Below are 22,648 nucleotides of genomic sequence, written 5' to 3'. Positions count from 1 at the left end.
CGGACCCACGAAGACGTGGGCCTCGCCGACACAGGAGGCTCGTGCCACCTCCTCCCGCACCCCATGACGAAGGTCGGCACGTGAACGCGAACCTTGACGTTGTCCCGTACGCGAACGCGCAGACGCAGACACAGACACAGACACAGGCATCGCTCACCTCGTCCGCCGAGCGGGCCTCCCGGGTCCTCCGGCACGCGCTCGACAACGGACTGCTCGGCGCGCATCAGCCCGCCGCCGGGTTTCTCGACACCGACGGCATCAAAGACACCGTCAGGGCTCTGCACGCGGCTTTCGAAGCAGCCCCGGACGTGCTGCACACCTTCGCGGTGAAGGCCTCCTCGCTCGTCCCGGTGCTGCGGCTGCTCGCCGAGCAGGGCATGGGCTGTGAGGTGGCGAGCCCCGGCGAACTGCGGCTCGCCCTCGACGCCGGATGCGCCCCGTCCCGCATCGTCCTGGACTCACCCGCGAAGACCCATGCGGAGATCGCCGAGGCGCTCGCCCTGGGCGTCGCCCTCAACGCCGACAACCTCGACGAACTCGACCGTATCGACGCGCTGCGGCCCGCCGACTGCGTCTCCGTGATCGGGTTGCGCGTCAACCCCCAGGTCGGCGGCGGCTCGATCGGCGCGATGAGCACGGCGACGTCGACCAGCAAGTTCGGTGTGGCGTTGCGCGACGAGGGGGCCCGCGCCCGCGTGCACCAGGCGTTCGCCGACCGGCCCTGGCTGACCCGCCTGCATGCCCATGTCGGCTCGCAGGGCTGCCCGCTGGAACTGATCGCCGAGGGTATCGCCGAGACGTACCGGCTCGCCGAGGAGATCAACGGCCGCCTCGGACGCCGGCAGATCACCAGCCTCGACATCGGCGGCGGTCTCCCGGTGAACTTCACCGACGACACGGTGCGCCCCACCTACGACGACTACGTCACCGCGCTGCGCACCGCCGTGCCCGGCCTCTTCGACGGCCGCTACGGACTCGTCACCGAGTTCGGCCGGTCGCTGCTGGCGAAGAACGGCTTCATCGCCGCCCGCGTCGAGTACGCCAAGGAGGCGGGCGGCCGACGGATCGCCGTGACGCACGCGGGCGCGCAGACCGCGACCCGGACGGTCCTCATGCCGGGCGCCTGGCCGCTGCGTGTGGGTGCCTTCGACGCGGACGGGCGGCCGAAGAGCGGTCCCGCCGTGCCCCAGGACGTGGCAGGGCCCTGCTGTTTCGCGGGGGACGTCGTCGCCGAGGCGTGTGCGCTGCCCGCCCTGGAGGAAGGCGACTTCGTCGTCCTGTACGACACGGGTGCCTACTACTTCTCGACGACGTGGGCGTACAACAGCCTGCCCCGCCCGGCCGTGCACGGATACGCCATCGACGGCGCGACGGTGCGCTGCGCGCCCGTGCGCGACGCGCAGACGCTCGACGAGATCGCCGCGGAGAGCGGCGTCCGGCACGCGGACGAACTGCTCGCCCTGGGCGGGGCGGAGCCCCTCTCCTGACCCGCAGGTCTTCGCGCCGCCCCTGTTCGTGTTCCGAGGACCAGCCATGCCCGTGTCCGCCGCCAACGGCACCCACACCGACGCCCCGTCACGCCGCCCGGATTCGCGCCGCCGCACCGCCACCCTGGTGGCCGCGACCGCAGCCCTCGTATCCAGCTCGTCGTAGGGCTGTGCACCCAAGGGCCCACGGCCTGGCGCCTGTTGCCCATCGCGTTGTACGCCGTGCTCGCCCTGACCGGTACGGATCACGGGCGTCACCGACGCGCTCGTACGCGGCATCATGCGGATCGCCGACGGCCACGGCAGAACAGCGCTCGTGTACGGCATGACGCTCACGGGCGCTCCGACCGGCCCGACCGGTCAGGTCTGGGTCGCTTCGGCGGCGACAGGGTCGTGGACGAGTTCACCACCCACCACTGGGTGAGCATCCAGCGCGCACCCCGCGAGTACCGGTACTGAGACCGGCACCAGGACAGCTGCTTCTCAGGCGCGGCCCTGCCGAGCCCGACGCAGGAGAGCGCGCGTCTCGCGGTCGACCTGCTGGGCCTCGCCGGTGCGTACGACGACGACGGGAACTTCGGCTTCCGGCGCGCTGACCACGGTGGCGGGGCGGTCCGCGGTCGCGCCGTCGGGGACGCGCAGGCCGCCCGTCAGACCGAGTGCGGTGAGCCGCGCGCACACCTCCTCGCGCACCTCGGGCTGGTCCTCGCCGATCTCCCCGGTGAAGACCAGGGCGTCGAGGCGGTCGAGGGAGGCGGCTGTGGCGGCGATACCGCGGCGGCAGTGGTGGGTGAAGACGTCCAGTGCGAGAGCGGCGCGCTCGTCGCCGTCGGCACGGGCGCGTACGAGGTCGCGGGTGTCGTCCGACGTGCCGGAGAGCGCGAGCAGACCGCCCTCGTGGTTGAGTGCGTCGTCGATGCTCTCGGCGGACAGGTGATGCCTCCTCTGCAGCCAGGTCAGGGCACCGGGGTCCACGCTGCCGCTGCGGTGGCTCATCACAAGCCCTTCCAGCGGAGTGAAGCCCATGGTGGTGTCGGCGCTGCGGCCGTCGCGCACCGCGCAGGCGGAGCAGCCTCCGCCGAGGTGAGCGAGCACCACGTGCAACTGGCCGGGACGGCGGCCGAGGAGCTCCGCCGCCCGGTCGAGCGCCCAGGTGTAGGACAGGCCGTGGAAGCCGTAGCGGCGCACTCCGTACGTCTCGCGCCAGAGGGCGGGTACCGCGTACTCCCGGGCTGCGGCGGGCAGGCCGGCGTGGAAGGCGGTGTCCAGGCAGGCGGCGTGCGGGATGTCCGGGAGCAGATCCCGGGCGGCGTCGAGGACGGTCAGCGCCGGCGGGACGTGGAGCGGTGCCAGGTCTGCCGCACCGTCGAGCGCATGGCGCACGCGGTCGTCCACGAGCACATGCTCCCGCAGGGTCGGGCCGCCGTGGACGAAACGGTGCCCCACGGCCACGGGCGCCGGCACTTCGCGCAACAACTGCCGCAGCAGGCGGGCGGCGTCGTCGCCGGGCGCGGAGGAAGTGTCGCGTTCGGCAAGGACGCCCAGATCGTCGTCGAAGACGGTCAGGTGCAGGCTCGACGACCCGGCGTCGGCCACCAGGACAGGACCGAGACGTTCTTCGGACACGGTGTACCTCTGCCTCCGACGGTACGACGGTACGACGGTACGGCGGTACGGCTGTACGGCGGTACGGCCGTATGGGGGTGGGCCGTTGACGCGGCTGGTCAGTCCGTGCCCTCCGTTGCGCGGCCGGAGGGAAGAAGTGCGCCGATGTCGGCAGGCAGCGCCGCGGTCAGCTTCTCCATCAGCTCCGGGGTGAGGGCGGCGTCGAGCACCTCCAGGACGCCCGCGGCCTGCCGCAGGGCGGTCTCCTCGTCCGTCGCCGCGCGAGCGGCGACGCGGCCGGCGAACGTGGTGAGGCCGAACCGCTCGGCCGACGTGGGGGTGTCGCCGTCGGCGGAGGCTCCGGCCACCGGCCGTAGGGCGGCGGCCAGGGTCGGTGGCAGCTGGGCGGCCAGGTGACCGGCGAGTCCGGACGGCAGCCGTTCGGCCAGCGTCTCCAGCACGGCCCGCGTCGCCTGCTCGGCCGATCCCCGGTCCGGCAGTTGAGTGAGCGCCTGTACTTTGCCGATGATTTCGTCGTGGTGCATGAAGTCGATGTCCTTCCTCGCAGGCGTACGGCGTGACAGCCGAGACCGGCGCCTGCGGGTGTGCTCAGGGGAGCAGTTTGTCCAGGGCGGCCCGTCCTTCTGTGGCCAGCTTGTGTTCGGCCCAGGCGAGGTTCGCCGGGGTGACGTCACGTCCCGCGGCCAGCACCAGATCCTCGGCCGAGACCTCGCCGTCGGAGCCGGTGTGCGTGACCGCGTCAGGGGTGGTGAGGTCGGTGGTGGGGTCGTGCTGTGGCGTCGGGCCGGGGCGCTCGTTCACGGGGGCCTCCTATGGTGCTCAGTGGGCGTGGGCGATCGGCTCCCTCCACCCCACATGGCGCCACGGTGCGCCGCAACCCGGGCGAGACAGCCGAACAGGCGCTGCGCCTCCACAGGACACAAGGACACAAGGACGAAGGACGTGGAAGCCATGCAGCCCGAGGACGCGGTAGCGCCCGTCATCCGCAGCGACGAAGAAGGATCCTTCGCCCGGAGCGTGCTGGCCGAGCGGCATCCGTCCCTCATCCAGAAGGTCCGCGACGCCTTCCCCTACGGACCGGAGCAGCACAGGGCACTGGACGCACTGCTGGAGCAGGCTACGCACGGCGTGATCGAACCTCTCCCACCTGGCGCTCATGATGCGCCGCAATGGCAGGCATGGGGGCGCGACCACTTCGGCGAGTCCTGGTTCGACGTGCCGTTCCTGTGGGCGGAGAGCTACTTCTACCGCCGGCTCCTCGAGGCGGTGGACTTCTTCCGGCCGGGGCCCTGGCAGGGCGTCGACCCTTTCCGGCCGTTCAAACAGGCGGAGCTGCACACAGAGGAGGCCGACGCGGAACTCGCCGCCGTCGACCGGCTCGCCCCGCTGCCCGCGGACGACCAGGCACAGGCCCTGCTCCTCAGCTCACTGTGGGGCAACCGTGCCGACCTCGGCTTCCGAATCTCCGCGGGCGGTGAAGGCGCGGCAGATGCCGACTCCGCCATCGTCGCGGACGACTCGGCGCTGCTGTGGTCCCTGCTGACGGCCGGAGCCCCGGCCACCGTATGCCTGGTCGCGGACAACGCGGGCCGCGAACTCCTGCCCGACCTGCTCCTCATCGACCATCTGCTCCGGCACCGGCTCGCCGAGCGGGTGGTCCTGCACGTCAAGCCGTACCCGTACTACGTGTCCGACGCCACCACCAGCGACGTGATCGACTGCCTCCGTCGTCTGCGAACGGCGCACGGTGCGGCGTCGCAGGCCGGGGAGCGGCTGTGGACCGCGATGAACACCGACCGGCTCGCCGTCCGGGCCCATGCCTTCTCCTGCGCCCCGCTGCCTTACGCGGACATGCCCGACGACCTGAGCGCCGACTTCGCGGCGGCGGCAATGACCGTCTTCAAGGGTGACCTCAACTACCGGCGTCTGGTCGGCGATCGACTGTGGCCGCCGACCACCTCCTTCGCCGGGCGCACCGCCTACTTCCCAGGACCGGTGGCCGCACTGCGCACCCTCAAGTCCGACGTCGTCGTCGGGCTGGACGTGTCCACGGAGGCGGCGCTCGTGGCCGGGCCCGAGCAGAAGTGGCGTACGAGCGGCACTCACGCGCTCGTCCAGGTCCGGCGTTGAGGCCGTGCTCCGCTCCCACGCCTGAAGCCACGAGGTCAACGGCTCGACTGTCGACTAGAGTGCGGCGGCAGTGTTGGCCGGTAGGGAGGGGCAGGTACGACGATGGCGGTGTTCCGCACGGACGACGGCATACAGATCGCGTACGAAGTGCACGGAGGCGCGTCGCGGTCGCGCCTTCCGCTGATCCTGTTGCACCACGGTTTCATCGCCTCCGGGTGGACCAACTGGGAGATGCCGGGCATCGTCGACGCGCTGACCAGGACGGGCCGCCGCGTCGCCACCATCGACGCACGCGGACACGGTGCCTCGGACAAGCCGCACGACCCCGCGCTCTACGGCGAGGACAGGATGGCGCGGGACGTGACAGCCCTGATCGACCTCCTGGACGAGCCCGCCTACGATCTCGTCGGCTACTCGATGGGCGCGATCGTCTCCCTGCTCGCCGCGAGCCGCGACCGGCGGGTGCGGCGCCTGGTCGTGGGCGGGGTGGGCGCCGGTGTGGTGGAGTGCGGCGGCGTCGACACCAGGGTGATCGGTGGACAGGCGCTCCAGCACGCCCTGCGCACGGACGACCCAGGCTCGGTCACCGACTCGACGGCCGCCTCGTTCCGCGCGTTCGTTGACGCGCTCGGCGGCGATCGGCTGGCCCTCGCCGCGCAAGCCGCCGCTGCCCACGCCGAACCCATCGCCCTGGAAGCGGTTTCCGTACCCGCGCTGGTCCTCGCAGGCCGCGAAGACCCCCTCGCCGTCCGTCCGGAAACACTGGCGACGGCGCTCCCGCGTGCGACCTTGCGCACAGTGAACGGCGACCACCTCGGCGCACTGCGTGCCCCGGAGTTCACCAGCGCTCTCGTCGAGTTCCTGAACGAGGGCTCGGTGCTGCCCGCCACGGCGTGACGGCCGGTTCAGCCGTTTCACCTCCGCCGACCGCGATGAGTTCGGTGTGGCACGCCGGTCTACCCGATGACACCACTCGAAGCGGAGGATCCACTGCCATGGCGAAGCTCATCTCCACCCTTTTCATCTCGGCCGACGGCGTGGCCGAGATCGACCCGGATTGGCACTTCCCGTACTTCGACGCGGACATGGGCCGCGCCGTCACCGAGGACTACGACACCTCTGACGTGCTGCTCATCGGCCGCGAGACCTACGACAGCTTCGCCGGCGCGTGGCCCGGCCGTGAGGCGGCGGGCGGGGAGGACGCGCCGTTCGCGAAGCAGCTGGGGGACGTGCGCAAGGTCGTCGTCTCGCGACGGCCGCTGGAGTTCACTTGGCGCAACTCCGAGCTGATCGGGGGCGAGCTCGTCGATGCCGTCACCGCGCTCAAGGCCGACGCCGGGGTCCGGGGCATTCTCGTCCCCGGGTCGCTCTCGGTCGTGCGGCAGTTGCTCGCTGCCGGCCTCATCGACGAACTGCGCCTGTTGGTGCACCCGGTGGCGGCGCGCAAGGGCCGCAGGCTGTTCGACGAGGGCGATGCGCCGTACCACCTGCGCGTGACGGCGACCGACGTGTTCCGGACCGGTGTGATCCGCGTGATCTACGCGCCGACCGAGCCGCCCACCAAGGCCGGTTACGACGAGGCCACAGGAAAGCTCGGCGGGGCCGAATCCTCGTGATGCGGTGAGGCTGGCCAGCGGCCCGGACCGGCGCGATGCTCAGGGACAGCATCGCATCGAGGAGGGACCGATGAAGGCCATCGCCCAGAGCTCGTACGGCGACGTCACCGGCCTGGAACTGCGCGACGTCGAAAGGCCCGTGGCCCGCGACAACGAAGTGCTGGTGCGGGTGCGCGCTGCGGGGATCGACCCGAGCATCCTGCACCTCATGACGGGGAAGCCCTACATCGCCCGCGTCGCCCTGGGCCTTCGCAAGCCCAGGAACCCGGTGCGCGGCTGGGACTTGGCCGGGGTGGTCGAGACGGTCGGCGCGAAGGTGACGGGTCTCGGACCGGGCGACGAAGTCTTCGGCAGCGGTGACGGTTCGCTGGCCGAGTACGCCCGCGCCCGTGCCGACAAGATCGCGCCCAAGCCCGACGGCCTCACCTTCGAACAAGCCGCGGCTCTTCCCGTCTCCGGCGTCACGGCTCACCAGGCCCTCAGCGGCAAGGCGCGCCCGCGACCGGAGCAGAAGGTACTCGTCATCGGCGCCTCCGGCGGCATGGGGAGCTACGCCGTCCAGCTCGCCGTCTCGTACGGGGCCGAGGCCACCGCCGTCTGCGGCCCTGGCAGAGGGAGCTTCGTCCGGGCCCTGGGCGCCACCGACGTCATCGACTACACCAGCCAGGAGATCACCGACGCCAAGCACCTGTTCGACATCATCCTCGACGCCGCCGGCAACCGCCCGCTGCCGCTGCTGCGCCGCGCCCTCGCCCCGAAAGGTGTGCTGGTGATGGCCGGGGGCGAAGCCGGCGGTCCCTGGACCGGTGGTATGGGCCGTCAGCTCCGCGGCTATGCGCTCTCACCGTTCCTCGGCCAGACGCTGATCAGCCTGATCGCGACAGTGCGCCGCGAAGACCTGCTGGCTCTGCGGAAACTGGCCGAGGACGGCACGATCACACCGTTTGTCGACCGTGCCTACCCGCTCTCCGACGCGGTCAGCGCGATCAAATACCTGGAGACGGGCCGCCCGCGGGGCAAGATCGTCGTGACGGTATGAGCACCAGGCTTTCGACCGCCAGAACAGCCGCGAGAGCGCCGACAACTGTCGGGGGAAGCGATCAGGAGTTGAGGATCCGGGCCTTCTCCGTGGCGAACTCCTCGTCCGACAGCACTCCTTGTGCCTTGAGATCGGCCAGCGCGCTGAGCTGGGAGACGCGGTCCGTGGCCGGAGCCGCCGGTGGTGCCGGCGGCGCCGCGGCCTGTGCGGCCCCCTGGTCCATCCACGTCTGCTGCTGGGCCTGCGCGTCCATCTGACGCTGCGTCTCACGTTCGCCCATCCGCCGGTTCACCCGGTTCGAGACCGCGGTGGCGGTGGCGGAGATGGCCGCAGTGCGGGCCACCGTGCCGAGCAGGCCGGGGCGGCCGAATCGCTGAGGCATGCCGTCGTGTCCCTTCGTGACGTCTCGCGGGTCAGGTCGAGTCCGGACCGTCGGCACCCTGAGGTACCGATGCCCGGGGCGCGGCGGAGTCGAGCGCGGCGATGGCTTCGAGGACGGTCTCCCTCGGGATGCGTTCCAGAAGCAGCAACTCTCCGTGGGACCGCCTGAGCGCCGTCGTCAGCCGGGCCGCCCACGTGTTCTCCCAGGCGACTATCAGCGCCGCGGAGTCGTTCGGCAACTGGTCCGCGACGGCCCGCAGGTCCTCTTCGCTGAGCAGGTCAAACTGGGCGTCGGCGACTTGATGGAACGCGTCCGCCACTTCCTTGTCGGCCAGCTCGAAGACATCGATGGCGCCGTCGGCGGTTTTTCTGACGAAGGTCAGATCGAGGATGTGCACGGTGTCGCTGTTCTGCAGCTCCCGCAAGGCGGGCGCGATGTCGCCGTTGAGCTGGTTGCCCTCCAAGGCCACCACGGCGACGTCCACCGGTCCGACACGGTCTGGATCAAGACCACTGGGCACGGGCGGGGACCCCCTCTTCCCGAAGCGCGTCGCAGACACTACGGAGCATAGGAGGGCCGCCATGGGATGCGCCAGCTACGGGAAGACGTAAGCCCGTCGATGCGGCCCCACAGGACAGGCACGTTGTTCTGAGCCCCACCCGCCCCGCGGTGCGCGGCGCCGGTCGGACGAGCCGAGGCCGACAGCTCCGCCCGTTGGCCGTCCGCCGGTTCAGCCGTGGGACAGGGGGCAACCGTTCAGCGCCTTGTCTCGTACCTGGTCGAAACCACGCCGCCGGGGAACGTCCGCGTCTCCACCAGGTTCAGGTTCACCCAGCCGTCCAGCGCGGTGAAGAACGGCGTGCCGCCGCCCACCAGGACCGGATGGGTGGCGATCACGTACTCGTCGATCAGCCCGGCGCGCATGGCCGCCCCGGCGAGCGTCGCGCCGCCGATGTTCATGGGGCCGCCGTCCTCGGCCTTGAGCCGGGTGATCTCGGCGATCGCGTCGCCGGTGACCAGGCGGGTGTTCCAGTCGACCTTGTCGATCGTCGAGGAGAACACCACCTTCGGCGTGTCCCGCCAGTTCCGCGCGAACTCGATCTCCGCCGGGGTGGCACCGGGCTGCTGGTCGCCGGTCGGCCAGTGAGAGCTCATCGTCTCCCAGAGCTTGCGTCCGTACAGGGTCAGGCCGCTCGCCTGCTCCTGGTCGAGCCACCACTGGAACAGTTCGTCGCTCGGCGGTCCACCCCAGCCGATGTCGTCGCCGGTCGCGGCGATGTAGCCGTCCAGGGACAGGTTCATGCCGTAGATCAGTTTCCGCATGGGCCGGCCTTCCGTCCGTGAGTGTCTGCCGTGCAGACCGGCGCGGCGCGGAAAACTCATCGGCCGGGGCGGGACGCGCTGTGCCGCGGGTCCTGCCCTCCGGCCGTCGGCTGCTGGAAGCTACTTCTTCAGCGCGGATCGTCTGGGGCCGGGAGGACCGCATCCTGCCCCCGGAGTACGCCGAGTGGCTGCACGCACGTATCCCGCCCGCGGAGCTGCACTGGATCGAGGGCGCGGGCCACCTTCTCCAATAAGACGCACCGGGCCGGCTCCTGGCCTGGCTGGCAGCCGGTTTTCCCCCGGCCTGAGCTGCGGGCGGGCGCACGAGCGGTGCTGTCGCGTCGTGCGGCCACAGCGACGCACGGAGCGCGGCCGTCTCACCGCACGCCACCGGCATCACCGTCGGTGAGCCCTCGGCGACCGCGAAGGCTCCGCCCGGATCCGGTGCCGACACACCCCACGTCGGCGCGCCCGCACGCTATGTACCATATTTGCCGATATGCATGATCCATGACCGTACTGGTCCTGGCCCACCTCGCCCTAGCCCTCTGCGCCGCCCCGCTCATCCGCCGGACGGGCCCGCGCGGCTTTCTCGTGCTCGCGTTGCCGCCCGTCGCCGCGCTCGTGTGGGCCCTGTGCCAGTGGGGCACGGTCACGGGCGGCGGGGCGCGAAGCGAGTCGTGGACGTGGGTCGAGGCCTACGACGTCCAAGTGGCGTTCCGGCTCGACGCGCTCGCGCTGCTCATGGTGGTGCTCGCCGCCGGGGTGGGGGCGCTGGTACTGCTGTACTGCGTACGCTACTTCGCCCCCGGGACACGGCAGTTGGGGCCGTTCGCCGGGAATCTGCTGGGGTTCGCGGGGTCGATGCTCGGGCTCGTGCTCGCCGACGACCTGATGATCCTCTACCTGTTCTGGGAGCTGACGACCGTCCTGTCGTTCCTGCTGATCGGGTACGACAGTGAGAAGCGGGCGAGCCGCCGTTCCGCGCTGCAGGCGCTGACGGTGACCTCGGTGGGCGGGCTCGCCATGTTCGTCGGGCTGCTGATGCTGGGCCACGCGGCGGGTACGTACCGGATCTCCCGGATCCTGGAGGCACCGCCCGCAGCGAACGGCACGCTCTCGGCCGCCCTGGTCCTCATCCTCGTCGGGGCGCTCGCCAAGTCCGCGATCTGGCCGCTGAGCATGTGGCTGCCGAACGCGATGGCCGCGCCCACCCCGGTCAGCGCCTATCTGCACGCGGCCGCGATGGTGAAAGCCGGGGTCTATCTCATCGCGCGGCTCGCTCCCGCGTTCGCCGATGTCACGCCCTGGCGGCCGCTGCTGCTCACCCTCGGCACGGCGACGATGCTGCTCGGCGGCTGGCGCGCCCTGCGCCTGAACGACCTCAAGCTCGTCCTCGCCTACGGCACCGTCAGCCAGCTCGGCTTCCTGGTCGTGCTCGCGGGGGACGGCACGTACGACACCGGGCTCGCGGCCGTCGCGATGATCCTCGGCCACGCGCTGTTCAAGGCGCCGCTGTTCCTGGTCACCGGGATCGTCGACCACGCCGCCGGGACGCGTGATCTGCGGCGCCTCTCCGGTGTGGGGCGGGCCCTGCCGTGGGTGTGTGCCGTCGCCGTCGTCGCGGCGGCCTCGATGGCCGCGCTGGTACCGCTGCTCGGCTTCGTGGCGAAGGAGGCCGCGTTCGACGCGCTCCTGCACGGAACGGTCGCCGAACGGTGGGTGCTCGCCCTGCTCGTCGTCGGCTCCGTGCTCACCACCGCGTACACGCTGCGCTTCCTGTGGGGCGCCTTCGCCCGCAAGCCGGGCCTCGACGACACGCCGGTGCACCGCGTAGGCCCCGCCCTCCTCGCGCCGCCCGCCCTGCTCTCCCTCGGCTGCCTCCTGCTCGGCCCGGGGATCGGCCCGGTGGCGCCGCTCTTCGAGGCGTACGCCGCGCAGTACACCGTCCCGGCGCACCCGTACCACCTGGCGCTGTGGCACGGGTTCGGGACGGCGCTCGGTCTGTCCGCGCTCGCCTGGGCGGGCGGCGTCGTCCTGTTCCTCGGCCGGGACGGCGTCGTACGGCTCGGAAGACGGCTCGCCTGGCCCAAGGCGGACGAGGCGTTCGGCCGCACCGTGCTCGGCCTGGAGCGGACCGCGCTCCAGGTCACCGGCTCGGTGCAGAAGGGCTCGCTGCCCGTCTACGTGGCCACCGTCCTCGGCGTCATGCTCGCCGGGCTCCTCGCGGTCCTGGTCACGGACCGGCCGTGGGGCCACGCGCCCGCGCCCCGCGCCTGGGACACCCCGTGGCAGGCCGCGGTCGCCGTCCTGACCTGCGCGTGCGCGGTGATGTGCCTCGCCGTGCAGCGCCGCATGAAGGCCGCCGTCCTCGCGGGCCTCACCGGATACGGCACGGCGCTGCTGTACGTGGTCCAGGGCGCGCCCGATCTGGCGCTCACGCAGTTCGGCGTCGAGACCGTCTCGACCGTCGTCCTGATCCTCGTCATGCGCCGCCTCCCCGTGAACTTCGGGGAAGCCGTACGGTCATGGCGCCGGACGGCCGCGGTGCTGCTCGCGTTCGGCAGCGCCGCCGCGATCGCCTGCGCGGTGTGGCTGGCCGCGGGCGCCAGGACCGCCGCCCCGGCCGGGGCGGCGATGACGGAGGAGACCGCGCACCACGGGCTCAAGGACGTCGTCGCGACGATCCTCGTCGACTTCCGCGCCTGGGACACGATGGGCGAGTCCGCGGTCCTCGCGGTCGCCGTCCTGGGCGTCACGAGCCTGCTGTACGTCCACCGCAGACAGGGGCCCTCACCCGGTGCGCCGCCCGCGCTGCCCGGCGGGGTGACGGCCTGGTCCCTGGCCTCGCGCGCCATCCGGGTGCCGGACCGCTACACGCAGACCGCGCCGGGGCGCAGCTGGCTGACGGCGGGGGACACCCTCGCGCCCGAGCACCGCTCCGTCGTTCTCGAAGTGATCGCCCGGCTCGTCTTCCACCCGATCCTGACGCTGTCGGTGTACCTGTTGCTGTGCGCCGAGAACCTGCCCGGCGGCGGATTCGTCGGGGGACTCGTCGCGGGCGTCGCCCTGATGATCCGTTACCTGGCGGGCGGCCGTCACGAGCTGGCCGCCGCGGCCCCGGTCCACCCCGGCTTCTTCACCGGACTCGGCCTCACCCTGTCGACGGGCGTCGCACTCCTCGGCCTCGCCGACGGCACGGTGCTGCACGCCTTCACCTGGCACGGCCACCTGCCGCTGATCGGCGACTGGCACCTGGGCACCGCCGTCCTCTTCGACGTCGGCGTGTACCTGCTCGTCCTCGGGGCGGTCCTCGACGTGATGCGCGCCCTCGGCTCGAAGATCGACCAGCACACGGAACACCGGGCCGGGCTCGCGCTCGCCGGAGAACGTGCCGGAGACTCCGCGGAGGGCGCCCGGTGACCGTCAGTCTGTCCCTGCTCGTCTGCGCCGTCGTCCTGACCACGGTCGGCTGCATCCTCATCCACACGCGCAGCCTGACCCGCGTCCTCGTCGGGGTCATCGTCTGCGGCAACGGCGTCAACCTGTTCGTCCTCACCACCACCGGCCGCGCCGGCGTCCCCCCGCTCCTGTACCCCGGTGTCGCCCACGCGCGGGTCACCGACCCGCTGCCCCAGGCCATCGCCCTGACCGCCGTCGTCATCACGCTCGCCACCACGGCGTTCGTGCTCGCGATGGCCTACCGCAGCGGCCGGCTCAGCGGCTCGGACTTCGTGCCGGACGACGTCGAGGACCGGCGTGTCGTGCTGCGCGCGGAGATCGCCGAGGAGCGCGCCGAACTGCGTGAGCGCTACCGCGGGGAAGGGCTCCGCGCCTGGCGCGACGAACGCCGCGAACAGCGCCACCGGCTCCGCCTCGACCGCGCCTACCAGGCCCGCGCCCGCGACGCCACCGGCGACCTGTGGGACGACATCCTCGGCGCGGACCCGCAACCGTCCGCCGAATCCGCTCGTGATGCCGCTGGTGGCTCCGCTCATGATTCTGCCCGGCAGGAGAAGGAACCGTCGTGAACGCCCTCGTCCCGCTGCCCGTCGTGCTGCCGCTCACCGCGTGCGGCCTGAGCATGTTCATCGGGCCCAGGCTGCGCCTGCTGCACCGGCTCATCGGCATCGGTGTGCTCGCCGCCGTGCTCGTCGTCGACCTCGTCCTGCTCGTCGAGGCCGACCGCACCGGAGCGCACGTCGTCCACCTGGGCGACTTCGCCCCGCCGCTCGGCATCACCCTGGTCGCCGACCGGCTCTCCGCGCTCATGCTGACCGTTTCCGGCGCCGTCACCCTCATCGTGCTGGTCTACGCGCTCGGCCAGGACATGGCCGACCGCGAGGAGAGCGCCCCCATCGCCGTATTCCACCCGGCCTACCTGGTCCTGGTCTCCGGCGTCTCGCTCACCTTCCTCGCCGGCGACCTCCTGAACCTCTTCGTCGGCTTCGAGATCATGCTGATGGCCAGTTTCGTCCTCCTCACCCTCGGCGGCACAGAACCCCGCCTGCGGGCCGGTTCGACGTACGTCGTCGTCTCCCTCGTCTCCTCCCTGGTGTTCCTCGCGGGCATCGCCGTCGCCTACGCCGCCACGGGCACCGCCAACTTCGCCCAACTCGCCGTCCGCCTGCCCGAAGTGCCCCTGGGCGTACGGACCTTGCTCGAGGTGCTGCTGCTCACCGTCTTCGGCGTCAAGGCGGCCGCCTTCCCGGTCGCGGCCTGGCTGCCCGACTCCTACCCGACCGCGCCCGCCCCGGTGACGGCCGTCTTCGCCGGGCTGCTCACCAAGGTCGGCGTGTACTCGATTCTGCGCGCCGAGACCCTGCTCTTCCCCGGCAACCGGCTCTCCTCCGTGCTGATGATCGTGGCGTTCGCGTCCTTGCTCATCGGCATCCTCGGCGCCGTCGCCCAGACCGACCTCAAGCGGCTTCTCTCGTTCACCCTCGTCAGCCACATCGGCTTCATGCTGTACGGGATCGCGCTCGGCAGCCGGGGCGGCGTCGGCGGCGCCATCGTCTACACGGCGCACCACATCACCGTACAGACGACTCTGTTCCTGGCGGCCGGACTGCTGGAACGGCGCTACGGCACAACGGAGTTGACGCGGCTCGGAGGCGTCGCCCGCGCCGCTCCGCTGCTGGCCGCGCTCTGGTTCGTGCCCGCCATGAACCTTGCCGGGATCCCGCCCCTGTCCGGGTTCCTCGGCAAGCTCGCCCTGATGCGGGCCGGTGCGGCGGACGCCGGGACCGATGCGTACCTCCTGCTCGGAGCCTGCGCCGTCGCCAGCCTCCTGACGCTGTACGTGACGGCCAAGGTGTGGAATCTGGCGTTCTGGCGGGCGGCTCCCGAGCACCTTCCCCGGGAGGGGAGCGTGCTGGAGGACCGCGACGACTCCGACGACTCCGACGACTTCGGTGGGTCCGGTGGGTCCGGTGGGTCCGGTCGCTCCGGTCGCTCCGGTGGCTTCGGCGAGGGTGAGGCGACCGGGTCCCCCGGTGCGTCCGTCGGCGTGGGCGGCGGCTCGGTGGCGGTCGCCTGTGTCCGCACCACCGCCCGGATGCCGCGCGCGATGACCGCGGCGACCGTGGGCGCCGTTCTCCTCGGTCTCTCCTACACCGTGCTCGCGACCCCGCTGACCGGCCTCGCCGACCGCTCGGCCGCCGAAATCCTGGCAAGGACGCCGTACGTGGAAGCGGTGCTCGGACAGTGAGAAGCAGCCCTCCCGGATCTCCCGGATCTCCCGGTTCTCCCGGATCTCCCGGACCTTCCGTGCCTCCCGGTGTCGCGAAAGTCCGCGCACGCCGTCTCGACGTGCCGCTGATCGCCTGGCTCACGGTGATCTGGATGCTGCTCTGGTCGGGGCCCACGTGGGGCAACCTCGTCAGCGGCATTGTCGTCGCCGTCGTCCTGTGCCTCGTCTTCCCGCTGCCCAGTGTCGAACTCGCCCTGCGGCTACGCCCGGTGGGCATCCTGAGGCTCGCCGGCTACCTCGTCTACGACATGGTGGCATCCAGCGTCTCGGTGTCGCGGCAGGCGTTGCGCGGCGGACGGCGGCCCGCCGCGGTGATCGCCGTCCCGCTGCGCTGCCGCACCGACCTGATGATCGCGGCGACCGCCGTCGCCGTCTCCTGTGTGCCGGGCGGCGTCCTCGTCGAGGTGAACGGCTCGGCCGCCACCTTGTACCTGCACATCACCGACGCCGACGACACGGCCGCCGTGGACCGGACCCGGACCGACGTGTGGCGCCTGGAGGCCCTCGTCGTACGGGCCTTCGGCACCCGCACCGAGATCGAGCGCATCGCCGCGGACCCGGGGCCGGTACCTCCCGCACGACCTCCGACATGTCCTCCGACATGTCCTCCGACATGACCTCCGCCACGACCTCCGCCACGACCTCTGCCACGAAAGGACCCCCGGCCGTGATCTCGTTGGACGGCATCCTGCTCGACGCCGCACTCGCGGTGATCCTGCTCGCCGGCGCCTTGTTGCTGATCCGCATCTGGCGTGGCCCGTCCATGCTCGACCGCGCCGTGGGGGTCGACGTCGCCGCGGCCCTGATGGTCGCCGGGATCGGCGTGCAGGCGGCGCACAGCCGGACCCGCTACTACCTGTCGATCATGCTCGTGATCGCCTTCCTCGGCTTCACCAGCTCGGTCGGCATCGCCCGCTTCATCGCCGCACGCGACCGCCCCACCGAGCCCGCGCCCGTACCCGAGGAGCGCCCGTGAGCAACTGGCACCAGGCGGCCGACCTCGCCGGTGCGGCCCTGCTGCTCGTGGGCGCCCTGGTCTGCCTGACCGGCGTCCTCGGACTGCTGCGGCTGCCCGACGTCCTCACCCGCAGCAGCGCCGCGACCAACCCGCAGACCCTGGGCATCCTCCTGCTCACCGCGGGCGTCGCGCTGCGCCTGCGCTCCTGGGCCGACCTGGGAACCCTCGCCCTGGTCGTCTTCTTCCAGCTGCTGACCAGCCCCGTCGCCGCCCACCTGGTGGCGCGGGTCGCCTACCGCACCGGGCAGACCGGCGACGACGCCCTGCTCTTCGACGAACTCGCCGAGTCGGACGCGCTCCGGGTGAGCCGAGACGCGGACACCTGACGGCGCCCCCGAATCAATCGTCGCCCGTACCGTCCGGGGGCTTCGCCGGAACCATGAGCGACTGATGGCAGCCACGGTCGGCCCCAGCGTGGCCGGTTTTGTCTCTCGCCGGGAGAAGGGCCCGCGTCTAGCGTCCGCAGCGGGCGCGGCGCCTTCGACGGGCCGACGCCCTGGCACTCCTGGCACGTTCCGTACGTGTGCGACCGCCGCGCTCCCACCCCGGAGGACGGCGGCGGTCCGACGAGAGGAGAACCATGGTCAGCCTGCCCATACCGCGAGGTCCGCAACTGATCGTCCAGTCGGTGACCGGAATGCACATCACTCCGTACGGCTGGCTCGACAGCGACGTGCCGGCCGTCGTGTGGCGAGACGCTCCCACCACGGCCAACAGGCAGTCCCAGTGGGAGTTCATTCCGGAGTCCGGCTACGGCGACCGCGTCGTACGCATCAGGAACGCGGCGTACAACGCGGACAGCGGTGCGTTCGACCGGAGCCTCGCCCTTGTTGCGGACAGCCCCGAGAAGGGCGCGGCCGTCATGTCGCAGAGGTCCGACAGCAAGAGCGAGCGGCAACTCTGGCGTCTGGTCTCGATGGACAGCGCCCAAGCGGACTTCGTCATCAGGCCGTTGGGCCATGAGGGCCTGGTCGTTGCCACGCGCCAGAGCTATCAAGAAGGCAACGCCGTCCTGCAGCTGGAGGAAGTCGGGCCGTGGACCGACCAGTTCTGGCGCTGGCAGGAGGTGTACGGCTGACCCAGCAGTCGCCCACTCCGACGACTTCCTCCTCGCCCTGGCCGGCTCTCCCGCCGCCCATGAGCACCGGCCACGGACTTCCCGTCATGGTGTGCGGCGACCGGCGGCGAGGTCGTGCCGACAGCGCCTGCCGGGTCAGGCGCTGTTGCCGACGACGTTCCGGGCGGCGAGGAGGGTGGCGGCTGCTGTGCGGTGGTGGCGGCCGACCCGACAGCGGTGCCGGCCTGCCCTGACAGGGCCACCGCGCACCGTTGTCACCGAGCATCCAGATCGCCGGGAGCAGCCCCTTGGGGTGTCTTCGCCCCCATGAAGCGCTGACAACCCCGTACGGGACACCTCATCACCGCGGCCGCGCAAGCCATCGGCGAGGGCGAGCGGTGGCCGAGACCGAGACCGAGACCGAGACCGGCCAGGATCGGGCGCTGGAGACGAACTGACGGCGCAGCGCGAGCACTTGACGGGCTGGTCGGGGGAGGGGCAGGTGGGCGCGCGGGATCGCGTCACCCGTTCGGGGGCTCTTGCCGGGGGCCTTCGGTGTGGCTCGGGCACGATCGAAGGGTTAGCCGGTATGGAGCCGACAGACGAAGGGGAAGCCCCGTGATCCGAAAAGCCGCAGCGTCCGTGTCCCTCGCCCTGGCCTTGTTCGCCGCCTCACCCGCCGCTGCCGCGTCGGCCGCCCCGAGTACTCCTCAGAAGGACCCCGTCGAGGTGTGCAAGGCGCTCGTCGAGCTCGTCAAGCTCCTCAATCCCTCCCTTCCCGCGGCCGACCTGGACAAGCTGTGTGAAGCCAAGAGTCAGCCCACGACCCCGCCGTCGCCCTCGCCTTCGACGTCGTCCTCGCCCGCAGCTCCCCAGTAGACAAGCCGTGGCAGGCGCGGCGTGCCACGACCGGCGTCGAGGTCGTGCCCGCCAGTGCCTGGCTGTCATGCGGTGATCCGCAGCGGGTTACCCTGCCCGTCGTGGAAACCGGAGAGCCCCCGGGCACCCTGCCGAGGCGTATCGGGTGATCTGAACCGGCGGCAGTGCGCTGGTTGAGGCCCGGGTGGATGTGCGCGGGCTTGGTGTACGGCCGGCGGACGGGTTCACTTCGCGGCTGAAGCACACGCACGAAGATGCGGACCCGCTCCGTGGCGATCGGCCGAACCCCCAAGCCCACGGGCACACCGGGGTCACCAACGGTGGTGCACCTGACCGCGGATCTTGTCGTCGTACAGGGCCTGGACGGCGTCGAGCGTGGACTGCGGCAGGGGAGCCAGAGCGGCGGCCTGGGCGTTGTCACGGACCTGCCCGGGGTTGCGGGCGCCAGGGATGACCGAGGAGACCCCCGGCTGCTGGATGATCCAGCGCAGTGCCGTCTGTGCCGCGCCGGCACCATCGGGCGCCTGCGCGGAGAACTCGGCGGCGGCCTCGACGCCCGTCGCGAAGTCGACGCCTGCGAAGGTCTCTCCCTGGTCGAAGGCTTCGCCATGCCGGTTGAACGTGCGATGGTCGTCCGCGGCGAAGACCGTGTCCTTCGTGTACCGGCCGGACAGGAGCCCACTGGCGAGCGGCACCCGGGCGATGATGCCGACCCCGGCCTTCGCCGCCGCGGGCAGTACCTCCTCCAGGGGCTTGAGCCGGAACGGGTTGAGGATGATCTGTACGCTCGCGGTGCCGGGGCGGGCGATGGCGGTCAGCGCCTCCGCGCAGGTCTCCACGCTCACTCCGTACGCCGCGATCCGGCCCTCCTCCACGAGGGTGTCCAGGGCATCGAAGGCGGCGTCGGAGGAGAACACCGGTGTGGGCGGGCAGTGCAGCTGCACCAGGTCCAGCCGGTCCACTCCGAGATTGCGGCGCGAGCGGTCCGTCCAGGCGCGGAAGTTGTCCAGCGTGTACAGCGCCGGATCCAGCTCCACGCGGCGGCCCATCTTCGTTGCGACCAGTATCTCCGCGTCCGGGCGGCGACGCAGGTACTGGCCGATGACCTGCTCGCTGCGGCCGTCCCCGTACACGTCGGCGGTGTCGAAGAAGGTGACTCCGGACTCGACGGCGGCATCCAGTACCGCCAGGGCGTCCTCCTCCTTCACATCACCCCAGTCGGCCCCCAACTGCCAGGTGCCCAAGCCGACCACGGACACCTGCTGCTTGCTCCTGCCGAAGACCCGCTGCTCCATGTTCCTCATCCTCTTCGATTCTTCCGCTGTACGTATTCGAACCGGTAAACGACGGCTGAGCGCCGAGACCCGTGCGCCTCCAGCCACGCCAATGGTGCGAGACATGAAGTCACACGTCCACCAGGAGATCAGGAGACCAGGAGACCAGGAGACCAGGAGAAGGAACGGAGTCATGACACGCTGTCCGCAGCTCCGATCGTCCTCGTTGGGTACCGGCGACGTCACACGGCGCGGCGGGCATGCCCCGCCCCGCCAGGATCGGGTGCATCCTGGCGGGGCTGAGCGCGGCCGGTCGGGTCAGCCGACGTTGCCGGTGACGTCGACGGTGGCCTGGCCGGTGGCGAAGGCCGGGTCACCGAGGGAGAACGTCACGTCCTTGGGGCCGGTCTGGGCGTCGGAGGCCACACTCATCCGCGGATACAGGACCGCCTCTTCCCCGTTGTTCAGGTTCAGATCGACGGCGTTGCACGTCAGGGTGTGCTGATCCGTCGAGCGGGCGCACGAGGCAGACCTCTCCCCGCGGGCCTGTGTCCAGGAGGTCATCGCATCGGCCTCGAACCGCATCCCCGACGGCGCGGTCACGACCACCTTCTGCTGCCCCAGGTTGCGCTGGCCGGTGTTGCTCACCAGCACCGACGGGTACACCCACCGGTTGCCGGGGGCAGCGTGTTCGGTTTTGCGCGGCTCCACCCGCGCCGTGTACCTGCCCGGAGCGGGGCCGGGCGACGGCGGAGCGAGGTCGAGCCCCTTGAGGTAGTACAGGGCATGCTTGTCGGTGTCGACGAAGTAGGCATGTCCGGTGTGATCGACGGTGAGGTGCCGAGGGGTCTCCGGACCCGAGACGACGGTGGAGACCGGCTTGGTGACCCGGGGGCTGGTGAGGTCGACCTGATAGATCTTGTTGTTCGCGATGTCCGACACCAGGGCCTGTCCGTTGCCGTCGACGGCGACTCCGGAGGCGTCACCCAGGCGCTCGGCCACCTTCTCCTTGCTGCTGGTGTTCAGGTCGACCTCCCACAGACAGTCGCCCCAGCTGTCGGCGACGTAGGCCTTGCCCCGGTACAGCGCAAGGCCGTCCGCGTCGCCCAGATGGTCGGCCACCTTCTCCGGGGACCGTCCGGGCTTGTCCAGGTCGACGGCCCACAAGGTGTCGCTGGCCCGGTCGGTGACGTAGGCGGTCCGGCCGTCCAGGGCCACACCCGTGGCTTGGCCGAGCGTGCCGTTCTTGAACAGCGGCTCCTTGGTGCCCCGGCGCAGGTCCACCCGGTACAGGTTGCCTTCGTCGAAGGCCGCGACGTAGGCGGTGTCCGGATCGGCGACGGCCACTCCGGTCGGGCTCCACCCGCCGTTCAGCAGATCCGAGGTCCTGCCGGACTTCAGGTCGACCTCCCACATCCGGTCCTTGTAGGGATCGCCGATGTAGGCCTTGCCGCTCTGCTCGTCCAACCCCACCCCCCAGCCGAAGGTATCGGCACTCGAATCCACCTTCACACAGCCGCGCGACTCGCAGCTGATGTCACCGGCGGCCGTCGCGGGGGACGGCACGACCGCTGCCAGCGCGGCCGCGGCCAGCACGGCGGCAACCGACCCGGCTCGCCGACGGGCAGGACGGGCACAGCTTCTGGTACGCATTCCACTCATTCCATTGCCTTTCCGCTGACGCCACCCGAACGGGCGGCTTCAGCAGGAGCATTGGCTGCCCTGCGCGGACGGAAGAGCTTTCGCAGAAGTCTTTGGCCACCATGGAGGGGAAACGCAACGGTGGCCGCGCGGCACCCACAGCCACCGGGTGCTTGTCGCATTCACGTGCCTGGCGAAACGGGTCGCCTCCGGTTCTGTGACACGCGCGGCGCTCGCAACACCAGTCACACGGATACTCGTTCGCCACAACTTTCGTGCGTGCCTCTTGCGTTCGCACGCCCCGCTGGGGTGCGCTGGGCCCGGTACCGCCGTCCTCCGAGCGGGGAGGGGCGGCATTCACGGGGGAGGGGCAGGACTATGGAGAACACTGTCGTCGTGACGGGTGGGGCCGGATTCATCGGCTCCCATCTCTGCAGACGTCTGCTGTCGGAGGGGCACCGCGTCATCTGTGTCGACAACTTCCTGACCGGACGCCGCGCCAACATCGACGCACTGCTGCGGCACGACCGCTTCGCCCTACAGGTCGGCGACGTGGCCGACTTGGCCGACATGAGGGAAGTGCCGGCAGTGGCGGGCCGGATCGACGCGGTCCTCCATCTGGCCTCGCCCGCTTCGCCGATCGACTACCAACGCCACCCGTGCGAGACCTTGCGCGCGGGAGGCCCAGGCACCCTGGCGGCGCTCGACCTGGCACTGCGCCATCGGGCCCGGTTCCTGCTCGCCTCGACGTCCGAGACCTATGGGGATCCGCTCGTGCACCCCCAGCCGGAAAGCTACTGGGGGCACGTCAACCCCGTCGGCCCGCGCAGCGTGTACGACGAGGCCAAGCGGTACGCGGAGGCGGCGACCGCCGCCTATCGCCGGGTGCACGGGCTGTCGACCATCATCGTGCGACTGTTCAACACCTATGGCCCGGGCATGCGCCGGGACGACGGGAGAGCGGTCCCGGCCTTCATCGACCAGGCGCTGCGCGGGCAGCCCCTCACCGTCGCCGGAGACGGATCGCAGACCCGCTCGCTCTGCTACATCGACGACATGGTGGACGGGCTGACAGCCGCCCTGGCCGCCGATCACGGTGGCCCCGTCAACCTCGGTAACCCCATCGAGATGTCCGTGCTCGAGCTGGCCCGCCTGGTCCGGGACGTGGCCGGATCGTCGTCCGGGATCGAGTTCGTGGCACGGCCGCAGGACGATCCCTGCCGTCGCCGTCCGGACACGGCGTTGGCGCGCGCCGTTCTCGGCTGGGAGCCCCTCGTGCCGCCTCGCGAAGGTATCCACCGGACCGTGGCGTGGTTCAGGGCCGCGCAGGGACGGACGACGACGCGCACCGCTGCCACGACGGCGTGAGGACGGCTCGGTAGGCCAGCGGGGCCAAAATGACGTATATAGGGCTTATCTGCCGC

The 22,648-nt window shown here is 71.1% G+C and carries 23 protein-coding genes; 15 read left to right on the top strand and 8 right to left on the bottom strand.

Annotated elements, in window-relative coordinates; genetic code table 11:
- Positions 1-80: 80 nt before the first annotated feature.
- Positions 81-1,487, top strand: a complete 1,407-nt coding sequence (locus tag ACH4RC_RS14350; protein WP_398199752.1) for a diaminopimelate decarboxylase — start codon at positions 81-83, stop codon at positions 1,485-1,487.
- A 483-nt stretch (positions 1,488-1,970) separates the two neighbouring features.
- Here ACH4RC_RS14350 and ACH4RC_RS14345 read toward each other — a convergent pair whose 3' ends face one another.
- From ACH4RC_RS14345 to ACH4RC_RS14335, 3 genes are all read right to left on the bottom strand, one after another.
- The gene (locus ACH4RC_RS14345; protein WP_398199750.1) at positions 1,971-3,113 is read right to left on the bottom strand and encodes an acetate/propionate family kinase; all 1,143 of its coding nucleotides are present in this window, start codon (positions 3,111-3,113) and stop codon (positions 1,971-1,973) included.
- 98 nt (positions 3,114-3,211) lie between these two features.
- Positions 3,212-3,637, bottom strand: coding sequence for a DUF2267 domain-containing protein (locus tag ACH4RC_RS14340; RefSeq protein WP_398199748.1), 426 nt, complete (start codon positions 3,635-3,637; stop codon positions 3,212-3,214).
- A gap of 64 nt (positions 3,638-3,701) precedes the next feature.
- Positions 3,702-3,914, bottom strand: a complete 213-nt coding sequence (locus ACH4RC_RS14335; RefSeq protein ID WP_398199745.1) for a hypothetical protein — start codon at positions 3,912-3,914, stop codon at positions 3,702-3,704.
- Between the two features lie 150 nt (positions 3,915-4,064).
- On the opposite strand from ACH4RC_RS14335, the gene ACH4RC_RS14330 reads away from it, so the two are divergent.
- From ACH4RC_RS14330 to ACH4RC_RS14315, 4 genes are all read left to right on the top strand, one after another.
- Positions 4,065-5,243 (top strand): damage-control phosphatase ARMT1 family protein, encoded by a 1,179-nt coding sequence (locus ACH4RC_RS14330; RefSeq protein ID WP_398200496.1) that lies wholly within the window; start codon positions 4,065-4,067, stop codon positions 5,241-5,243.
- Between the two features lie 102 nt (positions 5,244-5,345).
- Entirely contained in the window at positions 5,346-6,140 is a 795-nt protein-coding gene (locus tag ACH4RC_RS14325) for an alpha/beta fold hydrolase (protein WP_398199743.1), read from the top strand.
- Between the two features lie 98 nt (positions 6,141-6,238).
- On the top strand, positions 6,239-6,859 hold the full coding sequence (locus ACH4RC_RS14320) for a dihydrofolate reductase family protein (RefSeq protein WP_398199740.1): 621 nt from the start codon (positions 6,239-6,241) through the stop codon (positions 6,857-6,859).
- Between the two features lie 70 nt (positions 6,860-6,929).
- The gene (locus ACH4RC_RS14315; protein ID WP_398199737.1) at positions 6,930-7,898 is read left to right on the top strand and encodes an NAD(P)-dependent alcohol dehydrogenase; all 969 of its coding nucleotides are present in this window, start codon (positions 6,930-6,932) and stop codon (positions 7,896-7,898) included.
- Positions 7,899-7,959: 61 nt separating this feature from the next.
- Here ACH4RC_RS14315 and ACH4RC_RS14310 read toward each other — a convergent pair whose 3' ends face one another.
- From ACH4RC_RS14310 to ACH4RC_RS14300, 3 genes are all read right to left on the bottom strand, one after another.
- Entirely contained in the window at positions 7,960-8,280 is a 321-nt protein-coding gene (locus ACH4RC_RS14310) for an SHOCT domain-containing protein (RefSeq protein ID WP_398199736.1), read from the bottom strand.
- 31 nt (positions 8,281-8,311) lie between these two features.
- Entirely contained in the window at positions 8,312-8,764 is a 453-nt protein-coding gene (locus tag ACH4RC_RS14305) for a DUF6325 family protein (RefSeq protein ID WP_398199733.1), read from the bottom strand.
- Between the two features lie 272 nt (positions 8,765-9,036).
- Positions 9,037-9,603: a dihydrofolate reductase family protein gene (locus tag ACH4RC_RS14300; protein ID WP_398199731.1), complete on the bottom strand. Its 567-nt coding sequence runs from the start codon at positions 9,601-9,603 to the stop codon at positions 9,037-9,039.
- Positions 9,604-9,683: 80 nt separating this feature from the next.
- Here ACH4RC_RS14300 and ACH4RC_RS14295 point away from each other — a divergent pair, with 80 nt between their 5' ends.
- The 9 genes from ACH4RC_RS14295 (at position 9,684) to ACH4RC_RS14255 (ending at position 18,309) form a co-directional block, all read left to right on the top strand.
- Entirely contained in the window at positions 9,684-9,857 is a 174-nt protein-coding gene (locus ACH4RC_RS14295) for an alpha/beta fold hydrolase (RefSeq protein ID WP_398199728.1), read from the top strand.
- Between the two features lie 256 nt (positions 9,858-10,113).
- Positions 10,114-13,026: a Na+/H+ antiporter subunit A gene (locus ACH4RC_RS14290; RefSeq protein ID WP_398199726.1), complete on the top strand. Its 2,913-nt coding sequence runs from the start codon at positions 10,114-10,116 to the stop codon at positions 13,024-13,026.
- Positions 13,023-13,634, top strand: a complete 612-nt coding sequence (locus tag ACH4RC_RS14285) for a Na(+)/H(+) antiporter subunit C (RefSeq protein ID WP_398199724.1) — start codon at positions 13,023-13,025, stop codon at positions 13,632-13,634. The genes ACH4RC_RS14290 and ACH4RC_RS14285 overlap by 4 nt, the downstream gene beginning before the upstream one ends.
- Positions 13,631-15,313 carry a Na+/H+ antiporter subunit D gene (locus ACH4RC_RS14280; protein ID WP_398199723.1) on the top strand — a complete coding sequence of 561 codons (1,683 nt, stop codon included), beginning with the start codon at positions 13,631-13,633 and terminating at the stop codon, positions 15,311-15,313. The genes ACH4RC_RS14285 and ACH4RC_RS14280 overlap by 4 nt, the downstream gene beginning before the upstream one ends.
- Positions 15,314-15,372: 59 nt before the next feature.
- Entirely contained in the window at positions 15,373-15,972 is a 600-nt protein-coding gene (locus ACH4RC_RS14275) for a Na+/H+ antiporter subunit E (protein WP_398199720.1), read from the top strand.
- 50 nt (positions 15,973-16,022) lie between these two features.
- On the top strand, positions 16,023-16,331 hold the full coding sequence (locus ACH4RC_RS14270; RefSeq protein ID WP_398199717.1) for a monovalent cation/H+ antiporter complex subunit F: 309 nt from the start codon (positions 16,023-16,025) through the stop codon (positions 16,329-16,331).
- Complete coding sequence (gene mnhG / locus ACH4RC_RS14265) at positions 16,328-16,699, top strand: monovalent cation/H(+) antiporter subunit G (RefSeq protein ID WP_398199714.1); 372 nt, start codon at positions 16,328-16,330, stop codon at positions 16,697-16,699. The genes ACH4RC_RS14270 and mnhG overlap by 4 nt, the downstream gene beginning before the upstream one ends.
- 254 nt (positions 16,700-16,953) lie before the next feature.
- A complete protein-coding gene (locus tag ACH4RC_RS14260; RefSeq protein ID WP_398199712.1) occupies positions 16,954-17,451 on the top strand; it encodes a hypothetical protein in 498 nt (165 codons plus the stop codon).
- A 597-nt stretch (positions 17,452-18,048) separates the two neighbouring features.
- Positions 18,049-18,309, top strand: coding sequence for a hypothetical protein (locus ACH4RC_RS14255; RefSeq protein WP_398199710.1), 261 nt, complete (start codon positions 18,049-18,051; stop codon positions 18,307-18,309).
- Positions 18,310-18,620: 311 nt separating this feature from the next.
- Here ACH4RC_RS14255 and ACH4RC_RS14250 read toward each other — a convergent pair whose 3' ends face one another.
- Positions 18,621-19,613, bottom strand: a complete 993-nt coding sequence (locus ACH4RC_RS14250) for an aldo/keto reductase (RefSeq protein ID WP_398199708.1) — start codon at positions 19,611-19,613, stop codon at positions 18,621-18,623.
- Between the two features lie 288 nt (positions 19,614-19,901).
- Entirely contained in the window at positions 19,902-21,179 is a 1,278-nt protein-coding gene (locus ACH4RC_RS14245) for a hypothetical protein (RefSeq protein ID WP_398199706.1), read from the bottom strand.
- Between the two features lie 423 nt (positions 21,180-21,602).
- On the opposite strand from ACH4RC_RS14245, the gene ACH4RC_RS14240 reads away from it, so the two are divergent.
- Positions 21,603-22,592: a UDP-glucuronic acid decarboxylase family protein gene (locus ACH4RC_RS14240; RefSeq protein ID WP_398199705.1), complete on the top strand. Its 990-nt coding sequence runs from the start codon at positions 21,603-21,605 to the stop codon at positions 22,590-22,592.
- Positions 22,593-22,648 lie beyond the last annotated feature (56 nt).

Origin of the sequence: Streptomyces sp. NPDC016845, assembly GCF_044332585.1 — a bacterium.
Taxonomy (GTDB): domain Bacteria; phylum Actinomycetota; class Actinomycetes; order Streptomycetales; family Streptomycetaceae; genus Streptomyces.
This window is presented reverse-complemented; position numbering and strand designations above follow the sequence as displayed.